Source organism: Calothrix sp. 336/3, from assembly GCF_000734895.2.
Classification (GTDB): domain Bacteria; phylum Cyanobacteriota; class Cyanobacteriia; order Cyanobacteriales; family Nostocaceae; genus 336-3.
On record NZ_CP011382.1, the window covers coordinates 2759375 to 2779161 of the forward strand.

Sequence of the window (19787 nt, forward strand, 5' to 3'; positions counted from 1 at the left end):
GAAAGATTAAGATAATTCGCTTAACCTTTTTCCCTTTACCTAACTAAAAAGCCAAATTCTATTTGTGCAAAAAGTTTAATGTCTTAATTGCTGCTAGTTACGAGTTTTTTTCTGCCATTTTTCCATAGCTTGTTGGGCTTTTTTGTGAGATGTTGTGCCTTCCGGTACGAGCTTGGCAGTATTGATAGCAGTTTTATATTCTCCCTTAGAGGCGCGTTTTTTCGCGATATCCAGGATTTTTTCACTCCATTGATTGATAGATTTTTGAGCAGCAGGGAAACCAGGTTCATCCTGTGGAACCTTTTTCGCCACTTCAATGGCACGATTGTAACTAGAAGCTTGCCCTGGCTCAATTAGCAAATTTGCTGCTTCCAGAACAGTTTTATTACTTAAATGTTGTTTCGCTTGTTGTCGCCATTTTTGAATAGCTGTTTGTGCTGGGGAGTGAGTGGGATTATCACTAGTAATCAACTTAGCAGCAGCGATCGCGCTGGAATATTTACCTTGTTTAGCTCGGTTATTAGCGATTTGGAGAATCTTCTGATTCCAAGCCAGAATTTGCCCTTGGGCTTCTTGGTATAAAGGTTCACCAGGTTTGATTTGCTTGGCAATGGCGATCGCCTCTTGAACATTACTTGCTTGATTGTCATTCACCATGGAAGCCGCAGTCTTTAGTATACTTTGGTTCCGTTGCTCCTGCTCTGCCGTGGCAGGTTTGGAGGTAGTTGTTACCGTCACCTGCGGAGAGGGTGAAGCTGTTGGTGGTGGTGGCGCGATCGGCGATTCTGGGGATGAGGGGGGAGGGGGTGGAGTATCAAATGATGCTAAGGCTTTAGGAGTAATAGTGGGACTTTCTTTAGTATCAATGGTTGGAACATCTGGAGATATTGGCTGCATTTGTTCCCGAACATCCCTAGAGAGAGTTTTTGGTGTTGGTGGTGCAACCTGCGCCCGACTTTGATTGTTGAGATTGGCGATCTGGGAACTAGTCTGACTTTTACTTTCGGGAGAATTGCTACGGAAATAGATAACAGAAATTAAACCCAAGGCAAGGGTAGTACTGGCTCCCCAAATAATGAATGGCTGCCACAGGGAAGCTCGGTCAAATATTTGACTGACACGATTTTGGAGGCGGCTGATAGAAGATGGTGTGGAAGTTGCTACTGGATTAGTGGCACTAGTTTTATCTATAACCTCTTCTGGTTTATCTTCAGTATAAATACTAGTGATTTCTGGTTGTCTAGTTTCTGCAACTTGATGCCATGCACTGTATTTTTGGGGGAAATGATTCTGTGCATTAGGAGATGGTAGGGCAGCTGCATAGATATCATCATGACTAAGTTCAGAAATCCAATCCAACTTGTTATGAGAGTGAGAGCTTACCGTATCTCGATAAGGAACAATGGTGACAGGATTTTGTGTAGGTCGCCAGTAATGTTGGCATAATTCAGGAGTGCGAATACTTAAATAGCGCTCTAAATCGATGAGGGTATTTCCATTCCCAGAGCGTAAAGCTTCTAACAGAGCAGAGGTAAAAAACCCATGACCTAACTCTGCACTTTCATGGGAATATTGTTCCGGTTGACAAGATAGGATTGTCGGTATTTGTAATTCCTGGGCAAGTTCGATAGTTTCCTGTCCTACGGGGGTATGTCCTTGGCTAGCAAAGACACGGTTAATATCTAGTAGGAGAATTACTTCCACAGATGTAACTTGGAGAGATTGCATTAGCGATCGCACTTCAATTCCAGTCTCTGCAATCGCGTTTGCCTTACCTTCAATGGGCATAAGATAATCTTGCCCTTGGTAGTTGACACCATAGCCACTAAACAAAAACCATAGTCTGTCTCCTGGTTGCCAGCAAGCAGCCGCCAAATCTTCAATGAGCAACAGGATATTTTCCTTGGTGGGATAGGTTGATCTATCTCCTAGGGGTGCGGAGGTGTCTGTCATTAACAAACACTGTTGTTGTAAAAAACCAGCTTCAATTACTAAAAAGTCTTTTAACGCTTCAGCATCAGCTTGAGCGCACCCCAAACCTTGAAAAAATTGATATTGATTAATGCCTATAGCGATCGCCCAATTGTTTGCCATCGCACTCTCTGCCAATTATATAAATATGTCCCTGTAATTGCGGTTGGCTTTCACCAAGAATCAAAGCTAACCTAGTGTTTCATCCGTGAGAAACGGGCTATGGAATAGAAACTGGGGGTAGGGAAAGGGATTCCCCATTTCCAGTTTATTCAATCCCTGCTCATATCTCACGTTAAATGTAATTTTTATGACCTTTATTTTTCCAGAAAATACTTTTCGTCATTTGACCATTTTGAGGAGTTTTTATGAGGAGTTGTAATTATCAGTCATGGAGCAGGATTTTAAGAGAAGCGAACAATATATTTCCAAGGCTCATACAATCTATGCTGATGGTGGGAGGGAAAATCCGGATAGCTCAGGTGATAGTTTTGTTAGGAATTGCCGCTCCCCTGTGGTTGGTTACGGAGACTATTGCTCCTCAAGTAGTAAGAGCTTATACAGCTAGAGTCGATCTAGCTCTTGACCGCTTACCCCAAGAAAACTATGAAACCCTTCTCAGAAGGGCAGAAGCTGCCGCCAGAGCCGCAGCCCAACGCAGTTTTGACCAAGATATTTTGGTATCAGATGTATCAGTGATGATATCCGCTCAAAACTATGGAGCGATCGCGCCAGTTTTAGAATTAGTGGTCAGTCGTCAGCAGTGGCGATCGCGTCCAGACCCCCAGCGTTGGGCAAAATATTATAAAAGTGCCCGTTCTTTGTTGTATTTTGGCAACAATTTTGTTCAATCTGTGCCAGCAGAAACTCTCCCAGTGACAACACCCCCAGTAGCAACACCCCCAGCAAATCAGCCAGAAATAAATATTCCCAAAACCTTTACTGCACCACCAGCACCACCATCGGCGCGTTAATAGCTTAGAATAAAAAGGTTGTCAAAAATTGCGTGATCCGCTACTATGGCTGTCCCTAAGAAGAAAACTTCCAAATCCAAGCGCGACAAGCGTCGTGCTACCTGGAGACACAAAGCTGTTGTCCAAGCAGAAAAAGCTTTGTCTTTAGGCAAATCCATTTTGACTGGACGTTCCACCTTTGTCTATCCAACTGCGGAAGAGGAAGAGGAAGAGTAATTGTGTTTCTAATGGCTAATTGCGGACTCTGAGTGATGAGCTTTTAGCCATTAATACAAGATTTTATAATTAAGGGTTGAGAATTAGAAATGGAGAAAAATCAACCGCCAAAATATCAAATAGGCAAAGATTTTTCCTCCCATTCGCACATTTCACTCTCAAAAATATTTCTGACTAATTATTTCTGAAAATTATGCTGGGAAAATTCTTCCAAAAACCTGCACCGGGAGAAAATGATCGAGTCCCTCCAGGTCAGCATCTCACCAAAGGTTTCCCTATTATGACCTATGGTGCTGCTCCGCAAATCAGTATCGAAGAGTGGGAATTTCGGATTTGGGGTTTAGCAACACCCAAGGTATTGAGGTGGGATGATTTCATGGCATTGCCTCACCACGAATTTACCGCAGATTTTCACTGTGTAACTAGATGGTCAAAACTCGATGTCAAATGGACAGGTATAAAAGTCACTGACTTGATGCAACTGATTGAAGTTGATCCCCAAGCTGCCCATGTTATGCAACATTGTTATGGCGGTTACACCACAAATATTCCCCTGGCAGACTTAATCAAAGAAGAGAATTTCTTTGCCTTCCAACTCTTCGGTGAACCCTTACCAGTAGAACACGGGGGTCCCCTGCGGTTAGTAGTCCCCCATTTATATGCTTGGAAAAGTGCGAAGTGGATTAATGGTTTAGAATTTTTGCAGCGAGAAGAGTCAGGTTTTTGGGAGCGCAATGGTTATCACCATCGTGGTGAACCCTGGGCAGAAGAAAGATATAGTTTGTAGTAGTTTATACCTTAAAGGAAGCGCCGCAAAAATCCTATCTTACCTGCATAGGGTGCGTAGCGCCATTTTAAATCCAACCAAACAGGGTTTTGGAACACACTTTTATGGTGAGAAAATCGGTCAAAGCTAAATTTTCCGTGGTAACTACCGATACCACTATTACTTACACCACCGAAGGGTAAAGTGGGTACACCCCTATGGAGAATGGTGTCATTGATACAGACACCACCGGAAGAAGTAGTTGTTAATACTTGTTCTTGCAGGCTTTTTTGATGGGAGAACAGGTATAAAGCTAAGGGTTGAGGTTGGGAATTAATGTGGGCGATCGCCTCGGAGATATTGGTATATTCGATAATTGGTAAAATAGGACCAAATATTTCTTCCTGCATCAAAGGATGATCCCAACGGACATTGTTCACAATAGTGGGAGCAATATAACGCTCTTGAGGATTATTTTCTCCTCCCATAATTATTTCAGTAGATTCCAGAAGATGCAGTAATTTATCAAAGCGTGCTTGATTAATTATTCGACCATAATCTGGACTATTAACTGGATTTTCACCGTAAAATTCCCGTAAGCACTTCCGGAATTCCGAGATTAAATCTGCTTTAATTCTGGCATCTACTAACAAATAATCTGGTGCTAAACAAGTTTGCCCACAATTGAGAAACTTACCCCAAAGAATTCGTCTAGCGGTCACTTCTAAATTAATATCATGATCGACAATACAAGGACTTTTACCACCCAATTCTAAGGTGACGGGAGTCAAATGCTTTGCGGCAGCAGCCATAATAATTTTACCAACGGCAGCCCCCCCAGTAAAAAAGATATGGTCAAATTTTTCTGTTAATAATGCTTGAGTTGTTTCTACACCACCTGTAATGACAGTAATATAGTCATGGGCAAAATATTCAGAAATTAAGCGAGCAATTAATTGAGAAGTAGCCGCAGCAACTTCTGAAGGTTTGATAATTGCACAATTTCCGGCGGCGATCGCCCCAATTAAAGGAGCAATTACTAACTGTAAAGGGTAATTCCAAGGAGAAATAATTAAAACAACTCCAAGGGGTTCTGGGATAATTTTTCCCCTTCCTGGTAGAAATTGTAGAGGTATTGAAACTGATTGAGGTTTTACCCATTTACGAAGATTTTTGAGGACATAATTAATCTCTGTTAATAAGACAAAAATCTCCGTTCCAAAAGCTTCATAAAACGGTTTACCTAAATCAGTTTGCAGGGCTTGGATAATTTCTGACTCATGGTTAATAATTAATTTTTTTAATGTTTTTAATTGATGGATACGAAATTCAAGATTTTTGCTTTGATTAGTTGAGAAGAACTTTTTCTGATTTTGAATAATTCCAGTAATTTCAACTTGAGAAATCATAAAAATTATCTAAATTTGCAACTATCAAATATATGTGAAATCAAATTTTTAATTATTAATAGTCTAGTATTTAGCGATTTCTAAAATTTAATAACTATGCTTGTTTTTTCGGCAAAGTGACAGTAAAAATGCTGCCCTTACCTAATTCCGAACTCACCTGAATCATACCTTGATGGGCTTCCACAATTCTGCGAGACAGGTATAATCCTAAACCACTACCAGAACCCTTATGACTTCCTGAACGGAATCTTTCAAATAAAGAGTTTTGCTCTTGCTCGGAAATACCACAACCTGTATCAATTACCTTTACAGTCAAAAAATTATCTGTACTGCCAGGAATTAGACAAATTTGAATAAAACCACTATCTGTAAATTTAATCGCATTCCCCACTAAATTAGTAAACAGACGATGTAATTCTAGGCGATCGCCCATTATTTTCATATCTGTAGCACTTTCAGAAAAATCCGTAATAATTTTTAATCCTTTTTGTTCTCCTAGGGTTGCCAATTCTCCAGCAACTTCCGTGAGGAGCTGGGATAAATCCACGGGGAAAAAAGCTAGATTTTTACGTCCTGCCTCAAAACGATAAACTTCTAAGAGGGTATTTACCATTGCCAGCAAGTTACTATTACTACGTCCCATAATGGTAATTATCTCCTGCATCTGCGGTGACAATTCCCCCAAAGCTCCCTGCTGCAATAGATCGAGCATTCTTTCTGCGGCAACTAGGGGTGTACGTAAATCGTGGGTGAGACGGGAGACAAAATCCTGTCGTTGACGGGCAATTTCATCACGTTCATCGATACTGTGTTTTAAGCGTAATAAAGAGCGCACCCTTGCTAGTAACTCATCGACTGTGACGGGTTTGCGAATGAAATCATCTGCTCCCAAATCTAATCCCTGGGCGACATTGGGCGAATCGTGGGCAGTAATCAGCAGAATCGGCGTGAAAGGTAAACTCGTATTTCCCCGGATATTTTTTGTAACTTCGTAACCATCCATTCCTGGCATCATCAAATCCAGCAGCACCAAATCAAAATTAGATGCAGCAACCTGGGCTAAAGCCCGATGTCCATTTTCCGCAGTTGCCACAACATATCCTTCCTCCTCTAGGATGGTTTTGATCAGAAAGACGTTATCGGGAGAATCATCGACAACGAGAATTTTGTCAGGGTGAGGTGATGGTGAAATCATGCAGTCCTAGGAAGAGATTTGATGAATATCAAATTAGAAGCTTGCCTGAATCAGCCGGCTCTTCCACGATTGTGACTCAATTTGGGACTGGAAATAATTAATTAAATATTTTTCATCACATCACCCATATCAGGTTAAAGATTCGGTTCAATTCCCGCATCTCGTAATTGTTGCAGCAAACGTTCTGCTCGTTGTCTTTCAACTTCTGCTCGTTGTCTTTCCTGATTTGCTAACTCCCCACCCCAGAGTAATAAATTTCCCTGCTCATCCCACCACCGTAACCAGTAACCACTACGATTTTCGCGCATACCAGCCCACACACCCAGAAATAGCTGCATTGGGGCAATCCAATAACGTTGATTGTCATCTGCAGGAAGTAATTGGTAGTTATCTAAATCATCCAATTGATAGACTTCCAATACTCCCGTATCAGGGCTAAAAATGGCATAATTGGGAACTTTGAGGATTTTTTCGTAGAAAAACCACTTTCCCGGTGGGTAGGTTGGTTTACTAGAATATTCCGTACCTTCAGTATCGGAAATAAATTCCATGACGATCGCCGGAATATCTCCTTGCAGTTGGGGTGTGTAACTACGAATCACCTCATCCCGTGGTACACGAATTGATGGTACATAACCCCAATCCGGTGCTTTAATCACCAGCTGATTATTCAAGGTGGCACAAATACCATAATTGGTAGTAGCAAGACTAGTAGTTGGTAACTTACCTGCCAATTCCAAACTTTCCGTTAACGCAGCTGCTAACAGAGGCTGATTAATATTATCCACTGGCTGATCATCTAAGACAAAATCATCGGGCAACTTTTCCCAGGTAACTTGATAGGAATGGGCTAACATGAACAAGCCTCCCCAATGGTGCTTGATAATAATCTAAAACAAGAAATATCTTTGTGCCATGGGTAAAATCGTTGCGGGTTCACAAGTTAACAATTCCCCATCTGCACGCACTTCATAGGTTTCCGCATCCACTTCTATGTGTGGCATGGCATCATTTAATTTCATATCCCTTTTTGTCAATTGACGAATTCCCGAAACCTGTACAGCTTGTTTGCGCAACCCCAATTGTTCCGGAATTTCCCGTCTCAAAGCTGCATGGGAAAGGAAAGTCAGGGAAGTTGCATGACGCGCACCTGCAAAACTGGCAAACATGGGGCGCATATGTACAGGTTGGGGTGTAGGAATACTAGCATTAGCATCACCCATCTGTGCCCAGGCAATCATTCCCCCCTTAATCACCATCTCTGGTTTGACACCAAAAAATGCCGGTTGCCACAAACATAAATCTGCCAATTTTCCTACCTCTACAGAACCGACATAATCAGCTATTCCGTGGGCGATCGCCGGATTGATTGTATATTTAGCGACATATCTTTTAGCTCGCAAATTGTCGGCGGTACTATCCCCTGGAAGGCTTCCCCGTTGCACTTTCATTTTATGTCCAGTCTGCCATGTTCTAATTATTACCTCGCCTACCCTACCCATCGCCTGGGAATCGGAGGAAATCATACTAAAAGCACCTAAATCATGCAAAATATCCTCCGCAGCAATGGTTTCGCGACGGATACGAGATTCAGCAAATGCCACATCTTCTGGGATACTAGGGTCAAGGTGATGACACACCATCAACATATCCAGGTGTTCATCCAGGGTATTGACTGTGTAGGGACGGGTAGGATTAGTTGAGGATGGTAAAACGTTCCCTTCTCCACATACCTTGATAATATCTGGTGCGTGTCCTCCCCCTGCGCCTTCGGTATGGTAGGTGTGAATGACTCGATTTTTAAAAGCGGCGATCGTATCTTCCACAAATCCCGCTTCATTCAAAGTATCAGTATGAATTGCTACCTGCACATCGTATTCATCTGCCACTGTCAAACAGGTATCAATAGTTGCTGGGGTTGTACCCCAATCCTCATGGAGTTTCAAACCAATTGCCCCAGCTAAAACCTGTTCAATTAAGCCCTGGGGTTGACTGGTATTGCCTTTACCCAGAAAACCCAAATTTACCGGAAAAGCATCAGCCGCTTGTAACATTCGGTAAATATTCCATGGTCCTGGGGTGCAAGTTGTAGCATTTGTACCAGTAGCAGGTCCCGTACCACCACCAATCATTGTGGTAATTCCAGAGGCGATCGCTACTTCAATTTGCTGGGGGCAGATAAAATGAATATGAGTATCAATACCTCCCGCAGTCAAAATCATTCCCTCCCCGGCGATCGCTTCCGTACCCGGACCGATAATAATATCTATATTGTCCTGAATATAGGGATTTCCTGCTTTGCCAATCTGAAATATTTTCCCATCCTTAATCCCGATATCGGCTTTGACAACACCCCACCAATCGAGAATTAAAGCATTAGTAATCACCAAGTCTACCGCACCATCAGCCTGGGAAATTGGCGATTGTCCCATCCCATCCCGAATTACCTTACCACCACCGAATTTTACCTCATCACCGTAGGTTGTAAAATCCCGCTCTACCTCAATGAAAAGTTCTGTGTCTGCGAGACGAATTTTATCACCAACCGTGGGACCATAGGTTTCTGCATAGGCACGGCGAGACATTCGGTAAGGCATAATACACTCCTAGGCTGATATTGCTATGACTATTTTTCCGGAAATTTGAGTTAGAGAAGAGAAATTTTGTATAAATTTATATTTACAACTCAAAGCTAAACCTCATCTATTTTGAGAACCGTGGTTTATAACTCTAGATTGCGAGATTGCCGAAATGGAAAAGATTTATAACCCTGGATTTTGGTAACATTCCCAATAGCTGGCTCATCTCGAATCTTTTCTGTTTGTGGTTCCTGAACAAATCTGAGATATGATAGCTATATATTTAAAATGAAAACATCAAAATATCTATCCTATCTCATCGTTATAAAATAGATATATTAATAGGGAATTCAAGGAGCGGCTAATGTCTTTCGATTCCTACAAAAATATTGCTGAGGTTTTGCAAGAATATCGGATTACATCTTGCACTGAAAAATTTATCATTGAAACACATATCCCTATTCGTGAGAGCTTTCGAGAAGACTTAGATTTTTCTCTCAAAGCACTAACCTGGGAAGAGTCAGAATCTGCTATTTGTGAAGCAATTATATTTCCTAGTCTCAAAGAAATTTACCGCAGTCATTGTGAATACTTTACTTTGTGGAGTCATAAGCAATTAAACTTTGATGAAAAGTTGTCAGGGACTCCAGATTATATCATTGCTCAAAAATCTCCCCTAGGAAAAGAAATTTTTTCTCAACCATTTTTAGTCGCGGTAGAAGCCAAAAAAGATGACTTTATTAAAGGATGGGGACAATGTTTAGCAGAAATAGTAGCAATTCAAAAGATTAATCAGATTCCAACACAGAATATTTTTGGTATTGTCACTAATGGTCAATTTTGGCAGTTTGGTAAGTTGAGAGAAAATATTTTTACTAAAGAAGTCACCTCTTACACTTTATCTGATTTAGAACAGTTATTTGCTGCTATTCACTACATTTTTCTACAATGTCGCCGAGAATTAGAATTAATCCATCAAAAGTCGCCCGAATTCGGTTAAAATTATATACAGACACATTGTCTTAGCCAAACTCCATCCTATGGTCGCTAATCCTCAATTTCCCCATATGACGAGACAAGAGTACCTAGAATGGGAAGCCAATCAGGAACTCAGGTATGAGTATATTGATGGAGAAGTTTGGGCAATGACAGGGGGAACAAAACCCCATAATCGGATTGCTCTCAATTTTGCGACATCCCTAGATACATTCCTCGCAGGAAAGGGTTGTGATGTCTATATCAATGATGTGAAGGTGCAAATTTCTGCCCTCAATTCCTACCATTATCCTGATGTTGTCGTCACCTGTGATGCTAGGGATAGGGAGTCTAACGACTTGGTACAATATCCTTGTTTAATTATCGAAGTTTTATCCCCTTCCACGGAAACCTTTGATAGAGGTAAAAAATTTGCTCGCTATCGACAAATTCCCACCCTAAAAGAATATATCCTGATCGCATCAGAAGAAATTTGTGTGGATTGTTTTCGTAGAGGTGAGCAAGGATTATGGATATATTCTAGCTATACCCCTGAAGACAAATTAACCCTGGAAACTTTGGGTTTCTCCATATATGTTAAAGATTTGTATCGCCAAGTAAATTTTAAATAAGGCTATTTACTTTTTCTTCTTTTCTTTCTGCTTGTCTTTTCCCTTCTTCCCAAAATTTTTATCAGCTTCTAAACTATCATTAATTAACCCATTGAAACCGTATACCTGTCGGGAACCCACCAAAGGAACAAGGGTGATTTCCTTTTCATCTCCCGGTTCAAATCTGACAGCAGTACCCGCAGGAATATCTAAACGCATTCCCCTCGCAGATTCTCTGGGAAATTGCAGTGCGGAATTAACTTCAAAAAAGTGGAAATGGGAACCGACTTGAATTGGGCGATCGCCACTATTTGCTACTAATAATTTTACAGTTTCCCTGCCTGCATTTAATTCAATTTCGCCATCCGCCACAATATATTCACCTGGTATCATCATTCCCCCCTCTAACCATATAGCTAATACCTACCGAATGGGATTATGTACCGTCACCAACTTAGTACCATCAGGAAAAGTCGCTTCTACCTGTACCTCGTGAATCATCTCTGGTACACCTACCATCACTTCATCGTGAGTCAATAAAGTAGTACCATAGCTCATCAATTCTGCCACGGTTCTACCATCCCTCGCACCTTCTAAAATTGCCGCAGAAATGTAAGCCACAGCTTCTGGATAATTTAATTTTAAACCCCTTTGTTTACGCCTTTCCGCAACCAAAGCAGCAGTAAAAATCAGTAGTTTATCCTTCTCTTGGGGTGTCAATTGCATGGTGCTATGCTGTTAAATCTGCCAAACTCTCGGTACACAATTACCACGATTGCCAATAGATTGCCGTAATAATTGCCACACACTGATAAACCAGTTTCGCACCTCAGAGGTAGAATTTCCACGGTATCGACACAAAAATCCATGTTCCAAAGCTGTCACACCAACTGCTGATGGAGAATTTTCTCCCCACATCTGCCTGATTTGGGTGATTAACTGCGGTGAAATTTGCTTGCCAAGGTATATAAAACTACCTGCAATCGCCTGACTATTTAAACCGTGGGGACTATGGAAAACTGCCATATCACCTGGTAAATATTGTCTATCAATCCACAAAGGTTGATTATCTCGCCAAATTTCAGTGTAGTTACGCCACTCACCTTGTATAAATTGTTCATTTCTAGCAGTGCGCCCAAAACGGGTAATTTCCCACCCCAGAAAACTTGCATCAACAGCTAGGTGAATGCGGACATCTTGACGATAATTTGCAGAATTAAAAACTATTGTTTCTTGAGGTAAATATTCTAAACAAGCGTGACTATCAATGTGAATTGTGACATCTTGTCTAGCCTGTAAACCATTACTTTTATAAATTTTACTGGCGGCTGCGGTGGTTAACAATACTTGAGATTGGGGTTGGAGATGGATATTGGTTGAAAGGCGATCGCCACCTACCACACCCCCAGCAGTATGTAAGATAATGCTATGACAAACTGCCTCACCTTCTGGGTAAAATGGACGTTGTACCTTTAAAGGTGCTTGATTCTGGCTAGAAACTAATTGAGTTTTTCCCCCATGAGAACCATAGGTTAAATGCAGTTTGCCATGCCAACTATTCAAAGATTTATCCACTCAAATTCAGATAATTTAACTAAATAGGAATTGCTTCCACCACACTCATTACAGATTCCAGAGGAACAATTCTTGTCATCTGAAATCCTGCTTTTTCTAAAAGAACTTGAAATTCCTCCTCTGTACGTTCGCAACCCCCTTCACACATCAATAACATATGTAAATCGAGAAACTTACTAAAAGATGCTTGATTTCCTGGAGGAACTACCTGCTCTACTATTAAAAGTTTGCCATCCTTTGGCATCACGGTACGGCAATTTTTTAAAATTTTAATTGCTAGCTCATCACTCCAATCATGGATAATCATCTTGAGAATGTATGCATCTCCCCCACTAGGAACAGACTCAAAAAAATCACCACTCACTAAGGTACAGCGATCGCCAACTTCAGAACCAGCGATAAACGATTTTGCTCCCTCTATCACTGATTCTTGGTCAAATAGAATACCTTGCATCCGTGGATTATCCTTGAGGATATCCGTTAGTAACTTCCCATGTCCACCAGCGACATCAACTAAGGTTTTAATTCCCGAAAAATCATACCCAGCAACAACTCCAGGATTCTGTACTACCGAATAACTCGTCATTGCATCATCAAAAATTTTTGCCTGAGGCGGATTTTGATTAAACCAATCAAATAACTCACTACCGTATAAATGCTTAAATGTATTCTCACCAGTCTGTAAACTATACAGTAAGTTGCCCCAGGCATGATACTGCTCCTCACCGTTCATTATTGCCATTGCTCGCAAAGATTCAGAAATGTCGCTACGCAAATAATTGGCTAAGGGAGTCAAAGTAAAATAACCTGTTTCAGTTTCTGCGAATACTCCCACACTTGCCAAAGCACGTAATAAACGATACAGAGAGCGAGGATGAGTTTTTGTCGCCTCTGCTAATTCATAGTAATTTTTATTACCATCTTTCAGTAAATCTGCTATCCCCAGTTTAGCAGCAGCATATACTGACTGTGAGACCCAATTACTAGTAACCATCTGCATCAAAACTACTTGCAATGGAATGTCACCTACGACCGGAGCTTGTATACTTTGAGTCATGGTAAATTGTCTAACTGACTGCTAGCAAAGATTTTATCTAACTTCTCATCATGAAATTTATTTTAACAACTATCCCAGGGTAGATGTTACAAAAAATATCTTTCCTAGGGTTACTCTATAGTATTTAATTATTCACTATAATCTAGAGAAATATAAAAATCTAAATTATCAGATAGATATAAATGCAGTCAATCGTAGATATTTAAATTCCAGACTTATAATAAAATTAATCTCGGTGCAGGACAAAAGATGTTTGAAGGTTTTTGACCGACAAAAATGTTCTATTTACTAGTAATCAAGCCGAAAGAGACCTGCGGATGATGAATGTAAGCAGAACATTTTGGGTGGTTTCCGCTCGTTCTCCAATGCAGTTTCATTTGCCAATATTCGTTCTTTTCTTTCTACTGCATCCAAGCAGGGTTTTAATCTCTTGTCAGTGATTATTGATGCACTACAAGGCAGTATTCCTGTTTTCTTTACATCTGACCCTGCTAACTAGGCAGTTACAATTTGAAACTAGAAACCGAGATTTAGAGTTGCTTACAAAGATTCATCATCGTCTTCATCCTCTCCTTCAGAATCTAACAATTCAGCCGCTTTACCACCCAATAAACCGAAAATAGCACCGATTCCTGTCTGCCATGTTGCAGTAAAATTTTCTAATGTTCGTACCTGATATTCTGATAACTGGGGTTGAGACGACAACCACAATGAAGTGCTGCCAGAGACAAGAGTCAGAGATACAACAGTGGAGAAAACTAACAAGAAAGCAGGGGAAATATTTTGTTTACGCATGATTTTATTTTTGTCATCAACTCTATAACCTCAATTAGAAACGAGATATAGCTGAGTTCTTGGTTGGGGAAAAGCCGAGATAATTCCTCTGTAAATCAACTTTTATCCAGGGAAAATCAATATCTAGCGTATGTGGTTAAGTATTAGTTGAACAAGAATCAGGGGGAACTCGTCCATAAATCAGCTATTCACTGGTATAAAACATATATGTTCCGTAATTTCCTGATGAAAATGAATGGCGCGATCGCTTAAAATATCCCCTGAGTATATACAAGAAGTTAAGTCAGCCTTACAAGCCAATGGCTACCCCAGTCAGCAATCTTTAGCTAGCGGTGTTGGTTTAGCGCTTTCCACAGTCAAAAACTTCCTTGCCGGGAAACCTGTGGACTATCTTAATTTCATTGAAATCAGTGAAAAACTGGGTTGTGATTGGCAAAAAATAGCTGACAAGCAATCAGGAAACGGAATATCTTCAACAAAAAACGAAACTTCACCTTTTATTACAGGTTTACCGATTACTCAACCTCACCAATTTTTTGGACGTGAGAAAGAACTAAAACGGTTATTTAACCTCCTCAAACGTCATCCCCTGCAAAATGCCGCAATTATCGGTAAAAGAAGAATTGGTAAAACCTCGCTGCTGCATTACCTCAAAAGTATCACCACTGCCCCAATAGAACAATTACGTCCAAATCAAAAGTCTGATTGGCTACAAAATTCTGCAACTTATAAGTGGATTTTTGTAGATTTTCAAGATCCACGAATGTCAGGTAGAGAAGGTTTTCTGGCTTATATTCTCGAATCTCTAGGAATACAACAACCTAATCCTTGTAACTTAGAGAACTTTATGGATTTACTTTGCGGTAACTTGCGAAATCCCACAGTTATTTTACTTGATGAAATCGGCGTAGGTTTGCAACGCTGTCCTCAATTAGACGATGAATTTTGGGAAGCATTGCGTTCTTTGGCAACTAACCAAACAGATGGCAATCTCGCATTTATTTTAGCAACCCACGAATCACCAATTGATTTAGCCCGCAGTAACGGACCAGGCATATATTATTTTGCCTGTCCTTACTAGCTTACTCATTGGCTGTGTACTTTTATTCAGTGGCAAGTCAAGCGAAACCGTAGCGGTCGGCGTGGCTTTTGGCGTGGCTTTTGGCGTGGCGGTCGGCGTGGCTTATGGCGTGGCTTTTGGCGTGGCTTATGGCGTGGCTTTTGGCGTGGCTTTTGGCGTGGCTTATGGCGTGGCTTATGGCGTGGCTTATGGCGTGGCTTATGGCGTGGCTTTTGGCGTGGCTTTTGGCGTGGCGGGAGGCGTGGCTTTTGGCGTGGCTTTTGGCGTGGCTGAACACAAAACAGGCTATCCCTTGGGAAGGCAGATAGGGGGTATTTTGATTGGTATTATAGTCGGAGGCGTGGCGGGAGGCGTGGCGGGAGGCGTGGCTTATGGCGTGGCGGTCGGCGTGGCTTTTGGCGTGGCTTTTGGCGTGGCGGTCGGTTGTCTAATTAGCAGTTTCTTTGCTTTGCCTTATGTAATCACAGAACGTATTGCTGGTACTTCAGCAGGTGCAGTAGCAGGTGCTCTATCAAACATGGGGTGGTGGATGGTTATCCTTATCAATAGTGACACTGAAAATGGTCAGATTATTTCTATAGCCATTGCTACAAGTACTTTGCTGGGATTAACTTGGGCTTGGTGGCGACCAGTAGTATTATATCCCTTACTCTTAGCAGCAAATACCCTACTCTATCAAGCTGAACTACGGCGTTCTCGAAATAAATCCAGTCTATTACCTTGGCATCCCGCTTTCTGGGACGAACACCAACGTTTGCCTATCCTGAGTTTAGAGGAACATATTGTCCTAGTAGCCAAGCGTAACCCAAAGGAAGGACAAGCAGTAATAGATTATCTCAGTACAAGTCGTCAGCGAAGGGCTGCACAAGCTGCACAAATTGAACTAGATGCTTGGAGTTTAGAATGCTGTGCAAATGTGGAAGATATTCGCCATACTTATCAAAAACTGACTTCTAGGGAAATAGAAAGTCGCATCAGCAACCTGTTAAATATCTTCAGTCGCATCAGTGAAGATGTAGATGCTGCCCTCAATCAGCGTAGTAATTACAACCAGCGTTTAGCCTTTAAAGCTGTAATAGACAGGTTAAACGCAAACTTACAGGATTTAATCCGCAGCAGCGACAAATATAGTAAACGCTTCTACCCCATCGCTAAAAGTTGGCATAAAATAACTACTGACTATGTGGAAGAACTGGCAAAAGAAGTTGAACTCCGCCAAGAAATTGACTCTCCTTACATTCTTGCCGTTCCCCTCACCCAAGAGCAAGAAGTTTTTGCCGGACGCGATGACATTGGTACCCGCATCGAACAATTAATCTTAGATCGTCGTCGCCCTCCCTTACTACTCTATGGACAGCGCCGCATGGGTAAAACTTCCCTCCTCAACAACCTGGGAAAGCTTCTACCCAATTCCATTATTCCCTTATTTGTTGACTTACAGGGCGCACCTTCATCAGCCACTGACTACACAGGTTTTCTCTACAACCTCGCTAGAGGAATGATCACCTCAGCCAAAAAACAAGCTGTAAATCTACCACCTCTCACTCGTGAAACTCTCAAAGATGATCCCTTCACCCACTTTGATGAATGGCTAGATGAGGTAGAAATTGCCTTAGCAGAAAATACCGCTTTGCTAATGCTGGATGAATTTGAAGTACTAGATAATGCTATTTCCAGAGGACGCTTCGACGAACAAGATGTTTTGGGAATGCTGCGTCACTTGATCCAACATCGCCCCAAGTTCAAGCTGATGCTGGCAGGTTCCCACACAATCGAAGAATATCAACGCTGGGCAAGTTATCTGATTAACGTCCAAGTTGTACATATTTCCTACCTGAAGGAAAACGAAGCAAGGCAATTAATCGAGCGTCCCGTCAAAGATTTTACTCTACGCTACGAACCAAATGCAGTTGAACGAATATTACAAATTACTCGTTGTCACCCATTCTTAGTCCAACTAATTTGTGCCGAAATCGTAGCTTACAAAAACGAACAAGATCCTTCTATCAGAAGATTAGCAACTTTATCAGATGTAGAAACTGCAATCCCCGAAGCCTTGAGTACGGGTGCTTTCTTTTTTGCTGATATCCAAAATAACCAAATAGATACAACCCAAAGAGAGATTTTACAGTTAATTGCCACACATGGAGAGGGGGCAATCGTTAGCCAACAAACAATAGAACAACATTTTCCTCAAGCATGGCAAAGTGCTGTGAGATTACTTCTGCAACGGGAATTAATTGAGGAAAGCAGTGGAGGTTATTGTTTCCAAGTCGAGTTTATTCGGCGTTGGTTTGCAGAAAAAGCACTTATTTAATCATTATTTTAAGAATTTTTGTAATAAATAGAGTCAATTGCTTTCATCTCCTATCCTAACTCATAAAAAAACAGCTACTCCCCGCAGGAAGCAGCCGTTTATACAATAGGGGGTTAATGAGTATTAGTAGTCAAAGTCTCCACCCATACCAGCACCAGCGCCAGCAGGAGCATTATCCTTAGGCTCTGGCTTGTCAACAACGATACACTCAGTTGTTAACACCATACCAGCGATGGAAGCAGCGTTTTGGAGTGCGGAACGAGTTACCTTCGCGGGATCAACGATACCAGCAGCGAACATATCAACAAATTCGTTGTTAGCAGCGTTGTAACCAACGTTAAACTCTTTCTCTTTGACACGTTCAGCGATAACTGCACCGTTTTGACCTGCATTTTCTGCAATTCTCTTCAGAGGAGCAGGTAATGCACGAGCAACGATTAACGCACCAATCAACTCTTCACCAGACAGGTTAGCATTTGCCCAGGTTTCCAACTCAGGAGCGAGGTGAGCTAAGGTTGTACCACCACCGGGAACAATACCTTCTTCCACAGCAGCTTTTGTCGCGTTGATTGCGTCTTCCAAGCGCAGTTTCTTGTCTTTCATTTCAGTTTCGGTAGCAGCACCAACTTTCACGACTGCTACACCACCGGACAATTTAGCCAAACGCTCTTGGAGTTTTTCCTTATCGTAGGAAGATTCGGTTTCGTCCATTTGACGGCGAATTTGTTCGCAACGTGCTTTCACCGCTTGGTCGTTACCTTCAGCAACAATGGTGGTGTTGTCTTTGGTGATGGTAATACGGCGGGCTTTACCTAGCATATCGAGCTTGGTGTTGTCAAGCTTTAAACCAGCATCTTCGGTAATTAGTTGACCACCGGTAAGAACAGCAATATCTTCCAACATCGCTTTGCGGCGATCGCCAAATCCAGGAGCTTTAACCGCAGCAACGTTCAATACGCCACGTAAACGGTTAACAACTAGGGTAGCTAACGCTTCTTTCTCGATGTCCTCAGCCAAAATAATCAAAGGACGACCAGAACGAGCAACTTGCTCCAGAATGGGTACTAAATCTTGAACCAGAGCAATTTTCTTATCAGTTAAAAGAATGTAAGGCTCATCAAAAATCGCTTCCATCCGCTCTGTGTCAGTAGCGAAGTAGGGGGAGATATAACCCTTGTCGAAGCGCATACCTTCGGTAATTTCCAATTCGGTAGTCATAGACTTACCTTCTTCCAAGGAAATTACACCTTCTTTGCCCACTTTTTCCATAGCTTGGGCAATCATTGCTCCCACTTCATCATCGTTACCAGCAGAGATGGCACCAACTTGAGCGATCGCCTTGGAATCTTCTACTTGACGCGCATGGGATGCGATTTTCTCAACCAAGAAACCAGTAGCTTTGTCAATACCACGCTTCAACAGAATAGCGTTAGCACCAGCAGCCACGTTACGTAGTCCTTCTTTAACTACAGCGTGAGCCAAAACAGTCGCGGTGGTGGTACCATCACCCGCAGCGTCGTTAGTTTTGGAAGCAGCTTGACGAATTAAAGCTACACCAGTATTCTCAACGTGGTCTTCTAATTCGATTTCCTTCGCAATGGTCACACCATCATTCACGATTTGAGGTGCGCCAAATTTCTTCTCTAGAACCACGTTACGACCCTTAGGACCTAGGGTGACAGCAACTGCTTCAGCCAGGATATCCATACCACGCTCTAGAGCGCGACGGGCATTTTCGTTGTAAATAATTCGCTTTGCCATAATTTTCGACGATTCTGCTAACTGTTAATTAGTAATTTTGATGAAATTTTGGGAACTGGGAACCAGGAACTGGGGATTGAGAACTCAAAGTTGTGATCACATCTTCTTCATCTCATCTTGCCGACTTCCGATTTTCCCTTGTCCATTAGCTAATTAGTTGACAATTGCCAAAATATCTTTCTCAGAAAGTAATACATACTCATCAGTTCCCAACTTCACGTCGGTGCCAGCGTACTTAGAGTACAGGACTTTATCGCCGACTTTCACATCCAAGCTTTGACGAGAACCATCATCTTTAACTTTGCCATCACCCACAGCTACAACTTCACCTACTTGAGGTTTTTCCTTAGCTGTGTCGGGCAAATACAGACCACCTGCGGTCTTTTCTTCCGATGCGCTGACTTTAACGAAAACGCGATCGCCTAAAGGTTTAACTGTAGATACGCTTAGAGATACTGCTGCCATACAAAATATCGTGCCTTGTTAGCACTCTCAACTCCTGAGT

At 41.8% G+C, this 19787-nt stretch carries 20 protein-coding genes; 8 read left to right on the top strand and 12 right to left on the bottom strand.

What is annotated here, in order from left to right; all coding sequences use genetic code 11:
• Positions 1-93: 93 nt before the first annotated feature.
• On the bottom strand, positions 94-2094 hold the full coding sequence (locus IJ00_RS11655; protein ID WP_035153219.1) for a caspase family protein: 2001 nt from the start codon (positions 2092-2094) through the stop codon (positions 94-96).
• Between the two features lie 323 nt (positions 2095-2417).
• On the opposite strand from IJ00_RS11655, the gene IJ00_RS11660 reads away from it, so the two are divergent.
• From IJ00_RS11660 to IJ00_RS11670, 3 genes are all read left to right on the top strand, one after another.
• Complete coding sequence (locus tag IJ00_RS11660) at positions 2418-2945, top strand: hypothetical protein (protein WP_035153224.1); 528 nt, start codon at positions 2418-2420, stop codon at positions 2943-2945.
• Between the two features lie 45 nt (positions 2946-2990).
• Positions 2991-3161 carry a 50S ribosomal protein L32 gene (gene rpmF, locus IJ00_RS11665; RefSeq protein ID WP_035153226.1) on the top strand — a complete coding sequence of 57 codons (171 nt, stop codon included), beginning with the start codon at positions 2991-2993 and terminating at the stop codon, positions 3159-3161.
• Between the two features lie 193 nt (positions 3162-3354).
• On the top strand, positions 3355-3948 hold the full coding sequence (locus tag IJ00_RS11670) for a sulfite oxidase-like oxidoreductase (RefSeq protein WP_035153230.1): 594 nt from the start codon (positions 3355-3357) through the stop codon (positions 3946-3948).
• 11 nt (positions 3949-3959) lie between these two features.
• On the opposite strand, the gene IJ00_RS11675 is transcribed toward IJ00_RS11670, so the two are convergent.
• From IJ00_RS11675 to ureC, 4 genes are all read right to left on the bottom strand, one after another.
• A complete protein-coding gene (locus tag IJ00_RS11675; protein WP_035153233.1) occupies positions 3960-5336 on the bottom strand; it encodes an aldehyde dehydrogenase in 1377 nt (458 codons plus the stop codon).
• A 94-nt stretch (positions 5337-5430) separates the two neighbouring features.
• On the bottom strand, positions 5431-6531 hold the full coding sequence (locus tag IJ00_RS11680; RefSeq protein ID WP_035153235.1) for a hybrid sensor histidine kinase/response regulator: 1101 nt from the start codon (positions 6529-6531) through the stop codon (positions 5431-5433).
• 134 nt (positions 6532-6665) lie between these two features.
• The gene (locus tag IJ00_RS11685; protein WP_035153239.1) at positions 6666-7388 is read right to left on the bottom strand and encodes a Uma2 family endonuclease; all 723 of its coding nucleotides are present in this window, start codon (positions 7386-7388) and stop codon (positions 6666-6668) included.
• A 33-nt stretch (positions 7389-7421) separates the two neighbouring features.
• Complete coding sequence (ureC, locus tag IJ00_RS11690; RefSeq protein ID WP_035153241.1) at positions 7422-9128, bottom strand: urease subunit alpha; 1707 nt, start codon at positions 9126-9128, stop codon at positions 7422-7424.
• A gap of 346 nt (positions 9129-9474) precedes the next feature.
• Between ureC and IJ00_RS11695 the strand changes: the two genes are divergently transcribed.
• A complete protein-coding gene (locus IJ00_RS11695) occupies positions 9475-10110 on the top strand; it encodes a hypothetical protein (RefSeq protein WP_035153243.1) in 636 nt (211 codons plus the stop codon).
• A 40-nt stretch (positions 10111-10150) separates the two neighbouring features.
• Positions 10151-10717, top strand: a complete 567-nt coding sequence (locus tag IJ00_RS11700; protein ID WP_046814800.1) for a Uma2 family endonuclease — start codon at positions 10151-10153, stop codon at positions 10715-10717.
• Between the two features lie 6 nt (positions 10718-10723).
• On the opposite strand, the gene IJ00_RS11705 is transcribed toward IJ00_RS11700, so the two are convergent.
• From IJ00_RS11705 to IJ00_RS11720, 4 genes are read right to left on the bottom strand one after another with little or no spacing between them, the layout of a single operon-like run.
• Positions 10724-11089, bottom strand: coding sequence for an urease subunit beta (locus tag IJ00_RS11705; protein WP_035153247.1), 366 nt, complete (start codon positions 11087-11089; stop codon positions 10724-10726).
• Positions 11090-11119: 30 nt separating this feature from the next.
• Positions 11120-11422, bottom strand: a complete 303-nt coding sequence (gene ureA, locus IJ00_RS11710; protein ID WP_035153259.1) for an urease subunit gamma — start codon at positions 11420-11422, stop codon at positions 11120-11122.
• Positions 11423-11434: 12 nt separating this feature from the next.
• Positions 11435-12259, bottom strand: coding sequence for an urease accessory protein UreD (locus tag IJ00_RS11715; RefSeq protein ID WP_238178498.1), 825 nt, complete (start codon positions 12257-12259; stop codon positions 11435-11437).
• Between the two features lie 31 nt (positions 12260-12290).
• On the bottom strand, positions 12291-13328 hold the full coding sequence (locus IJ00_RS11720) for a methyltransferase (RefSeq protein WP_035153262.1): 1038 nt from the start codon (positions 13326-13328) through the stop codon (positions 12291-12293).
• 263 nt (positions 13329-13591) lie between these two features.
• On the opposite strand from IJ00_RS11720, the gene IJ00_RS29675 reads away from it, so the two are divergent.
• Positions 13592-13768 (top strand): hypothetical protein, encoded by a 177-nt coding sequence (locus IJ00_RS29675; RefSeq protein WP_238178499.1) that lies wholly within the window; start codon positions 13592-13594, stop codon positions 13766-13768.
• A gap of 100 nt (positions 13769-13868) precedes the next feature.
• Here the strand turns inward: IJ00_RS29675 and IJ00_RS11725 are convergent, their stop codons facing one another.
• Positions 13869-14123 (bottom strand): hypothetical protein, encoded by a 255-nt coding sequence (locus IJ00_RS11725; protein WP_035153263.1) that lies wholly within the window; start codon positions 14121-14123, stop codon positions 13869-13871.
• 235 nt (positions 14124-14358) lie between these two features.
• Here IJ00_RS11725 and IJ00_RS11730 point away from each other — a divergent pair, with 235 nt between their 5' ends.
• Positions 14359-15204, top strand: coding sequence for an AAA family ATPase (locus IJ00_RS11730; protein ID WP_238178500.1), 846 nt, complete (start codon positions 14359-14361; stop codon positions 15202-15204).
• The gene (locus IJ00_RS28970; protein WP_168163464.1) at positions 15188-17521 is read left to right on the top strand and encodes an AAA family ATPase; all 2334 of its coding nucleotides are present in this window, start codon (positions 15188-15190) and stop codon (positions 17519-17521) included. Before IJ00_RS11730 ends, IJ00_RS28970 begins: the two co-directional genes overlap by 17 nt.
• A 123-nt stretch (positions 17522-17644) precedes the next feature.
• Here IJ00_RS28970 and groL read toward each other — a convergent pair whose 3' ends face one another.
• A complete protein-coding gene (gene groL / locus IJ00_RS11740; RefSeq protein WP_035153264.1) occupies positions 17645-19282 on the bottom strand; it encodes a chaperonin GroEL in 1638 nt (545 codons plus the stop codon).
• Between the two features lie 153 nt (positions 19283-19435).
• Positions 19436-19747 carry a co-chaperone GroES gene (gene groES / locus IJ00_RS11745; protein WP_035153266.1) on the bottom strand — a complete coding sequence of 104 codons (312 nt, stop codon included), beginning with the start codon at positions 19745-19747 and terminating at the stop codon, positions 19436-19438.
• Between the last annotated feature and the right edge of the window lie 40 nt (positions 19748-19787).